The 3,333-nt window shown below is 68.2% G+C and carries 5 protein-coding genes; 1 reads left to right on the forward strand and 4 read right to left on the reverse strand.

Features of this window, described 5'->3' with window-relative positions:
• Nucleotides 1-643, reverse strand: a 643-nt coding sequence (locus JF616_00590) for a hypothetical protein (GenBank protein MBW8886224.1), incomplete at its 3' end; no start/stop codon positions are given.
• 77 nt (nucleotides 644-720) lie between these two features.
• Between JF616_00590 and JF616_00595 the strand changes: the two genes are divergently transcribed.
• Nucleotides 721-1,338 (forward strand): DUF924 domain-containing protein, encoded by a 618-nt coding sequence (locus JF616_00595; GenBank protein MBW8886225.1) that lies wholly within the window; start codon nucleotides 721-723, stop codon nucleotides 1,336-1,338.
• A 16-nt stretch (nucleotides 1,339-1,354) separates the two neighbouring features.
• Here JF616_00595 and JF616_00600 read toward each other — a convergent pair whose 3' ends face one another.
• The 3 genes from JF616_00600 to JF616_00610 form a co-directional block, all read right to left on the reverse strand.
• Nucleotides 1,355-1,780 (reverse strand): hypothetical protein, encoded by a 426-nt coding sequence (locus tag JF616_00600; protein ID MBW8886226.1) that lies wholly within the window; start codon nucleotides 1,778-1,780, stop codon nucleotides 1,355-1,357.
• 55 nt (nucleotides 1,781-1,835) lie between these two features.
• The gene (locus JF616_00605; GenBank protein ID MBW8886227.1) at nucleotides 1,836-2,747 is read right to left on the reverse strand and encodes a cation diffusion facilitator family transporter; all 912 of its coding nucleotides are present in this window, start codon (nucleotides 2,745-2,747) and stop codon (nucleotides 1,836-1,838) included.
• A gap of 7 nt (nucleotides 2,748-2,754) precedes the next feature.
• The coding region (locus JF616_00610) for an insulinase family protein (protein MBW8886228.1) at nucleotides 2,755-3,333 on the reverse strand (579 nt) is incomplete at its 5' end.

Raw genomic sequence — 3,333 nt, forward strand, 5'->3', positions numbered from 1 at the left:
CGACGTTGAGCCGCAGGTGCGTCTGCAGGATCACCGGGATCTCGTCCTGCACGAGTCGATAGACCTGGACCTCGAGTGCCGCGGCCTGCTCGGCGGTGCGCCGCTTGCCGAGCCACACGGCACCGTCCGGTCGCTCGGGCTGTGCGACGCGTTGGCCATCGACGGTGAGATCGACGATCGCGGAGCTCCCCGGCACCGGCAGCGCCTCGGGACGCGAGCTCCATTCGAAGCGGCCGGTCACGGTGTAGCTGCCGGGCGCGAGGCGCAGCGCCGGCAGTCCATCCTTCTCCACGAGCGGCGCGGGCGCGCCGTCGAGCTTCACGTCGCGGGGCCAGTGCTCGGTGTCGCCGGGCAGCCCTATCCACTCGGGCGCGAACACCTGCCAGCGCTGCGTGAACGTGCCGCCGTGCGCGTCGACCGCGAGCGCAAGACGCTCGGGCCAGTCGCAGCGGAAGGATGCGGCATCGATCGGCTCGCCGGCGGCGAGCGACGTGGAGGAAAGAAACGGACAGCGACGGAATTCCTCGCCGTGCATCACCCAGCCCTGCCAGTCGCGCAGCGCGGAAGGCACGGCCTCCTGGGCGTCGACGAGCGGACAGCAGAACGCGAGCACGGCGATGGCCGCGCGGACCCAAGTCTTCATGTGATGCCCTCTTCCCCGGCCTGGTTCGAGTGTAACAACGGCCGCGGATGTCGTTTTGGTCTAGCATCGCGGTCGCCATGCGCACCGCCAACGACGTGCTCGATTTCTGGTTCGGCCAAGGTCCGATGAACCTGGCGCGTCTGACCGAAAGGAATACGTTCTGGTTCGGCGGCGACGGACCGGAAGCCGCCGCCGCGCGCGATGCGTTGATCCGCACGACGCTCGAGCCGTTGCTCGAGCGCGCGTCGCGCGGCGAGTTCGCGGGCTGGGCCGGCAGCCCGAAGCGGCGGCTCGCGCTGATCCTGTTGTTCGACCAGGTGCCGCGCAATGCGTATCGCGGCACGGCCGCGGCGTTCGCGTTCGATCGCGAGGCGCTCGCGTTGTCCCTCGAGGGGCTGCAGCTCGCCGCCGACGCGGCGCTCGAGCCGTGGGAGCGGTTGTTCTTCTATCTACCGCTCGAGCACGCCGAATCGATGGAGGCGCAGGATGCGGCACTGGCCGCGCTCACGCGCAATGCGGCCGAGGCGCCGCCGGAATATCGGCCGTGGTGCGAGGGCCTGATCTTTTATGCGAACAAGCATCGCGATCTGATCCGCTTGTTCGGGCGTTTCCCGCACCGCAACCCGGTGCTGGGGCGCGAGGACACGCCGCAGGAGAAGGCGTGGCTGGCGGAGCATCCGAACTACTTCGGGTAACGGGACATTCCTCGATTCAGGCGATGCGGCGGCTGCCGCTGATCAGCGAGTCGCGCCAGATCGCCTGCATCGCATCGACCACTTCGCACGCCGGCCGCTGCGCCGTGCGCAGCATCTTCTCCACGTACGTCACCAGCGCCCGCGCGCCGCCCGCGTTCACGAAGCGGCCCTGCGTCGTGAATTGCCAGCGCCAGCCGCCGCGCACGCTGTGACGCGCGTCGATCCACGCCCAGCGATCCGGCCACGCGTGCACGCGCACGAGCACGCTGCGGCCGTCGACGCGCAGCTGGATCATCGTCTCGGTGCGGTGGATGTCGGTGCCATGCACGTCGACATCGGGCACGAGCTGCGATTCGATCTCGGCGTCGAGCAGGTGCAGAGCGCGGTGACGCCGCTCGAAGGCGCGCCAGACGGTGGCGGGGAATCCATTGTTCGCAGTCATGGAATCAGACTCGTCCCCATGTGCCGCCAATCAGGAGTGTCCGCATCGGCCCCCGTCAATCCGCGACGTCGGGTTCGACGAAGATCCAGGCGACCTCGGGGAACTTGGTCTTGATGCGGCGTTCGAGCGCGTTCAGCGCGGCCACCGCGTCGTCGAGCGACAGGCCCGCGCACATCTTCACCTTGAGCGCGAGCATCACGTCCGGCCCCATCTGCAGCGTGATCGCGTTGAGCAGCGCGTCGATGTTCGGATCGGCGTCGACCTCCGCGCGCAACGCCTCCTGCAGATCCTCTTCGGCCGAGCGGCCGACGATCAGGCCCTTGATGCGCACCGCGACGAAGATGGACACGCACACCAGCACGATACCGATCGCGATCGAACCGATCGCATCGAACGCCAGGTTGCCGGTCACCGTCGCGAGCGCGACGAACACGAACGCGATCGCGAGACCGATCAACGCCGCCACGTCCTCCCCGAGCACGACGACGAGCTCGGCATTGCGCGTGTTGCGCAGCCAGTACCCGAAGGAGCGGTCGCCGCGCAGCTTCGTCACTTCCTTCAGACAACCCAGCAGCGACCCGAACTCGAGCGCGATCGACACGCCGAGCACCGCGAGCGCCACCCACGGCTTGTTGAGCTCGCCCGCGTGGCCGCCCAGCTTGTGCCAGCCCTCGTAGATGGAGAACACACCACCCATCGAGAACAGCAGCAGCGCGACGACGAAGCTCCAGAAGTACGTCACTTTGCCGTAGCCGAGCGGATGCTTCGCGTCCGGCGGCTTCTGCGCCTGGCGCAGGCCGACGAACAGCAGCACCTGGTTGCCGCAGTCGGCGAACGAGTGGATGGATTCGGCCAGCATGCTGCCCGAGTGCGTGTAGAGCGCGGCGCCGAGCTTCGCGAGCGCGATGCCCAGGTTGGCGATGAACGCGTAGAGAATCGCCTTCGCAGACGAACCGTGGTCGGACATGCCGCGACTACTTCGCCGCGAAGTCCGGGGCGGAGAGTTTCATCTCCGTGACCGGGCCGTACTTCTGTGCGACGTCGCGGATCTTCGCCGCGTCACCGATCAGCACGATGACGAGATCGCTCGGACGCGGGAAGGCGTCGGCGGTCACGGCCGTGGCCTCCGCGCCGTCGACCTTCGCGAGCGCCGGCCCATAACCCTCGATGTACTCCGTGCCGAGCCCGTAGAACTCGAGATCCGCCAGCGTGCCGGCCCAGTGGGCGGCGGTCTCGAGCTGCAGCGGATACTGGCCGAGCACATACGCGCGCGCGGACTCGAGCATGTCGGGCGCGAGCGCGCCGTGCTTGAGATCGTCGAGCGTCTTCAGCGTGAGATCGAGCGCCTGCGCCGTCGTGTCCGTCTGCGTGAACGAACGGATGGCGAACTCTCCAGCAACCGTCGCGCGAACGAAGCGCGACGACGCGCCGTACGTCAGCCCCGACTTGATGCGCAACTCCGTGTTCAGCAGCGACGTGAAGCGGCCGCCGTACAGCGTGTTCACCAGGTCGAGCGCGGGCCGGCCGTTGTAGTGGCGATCGACGCCGACGTT

The sequence above is a fragment of the Fibrobacterota bacterium genome, from assembly GCA_019509785.1.
Classification (GTDB): Bacteria; Fibrobacterota; Fibrobacteria; order UBA11236; family UBA11236; genus Chersky-265.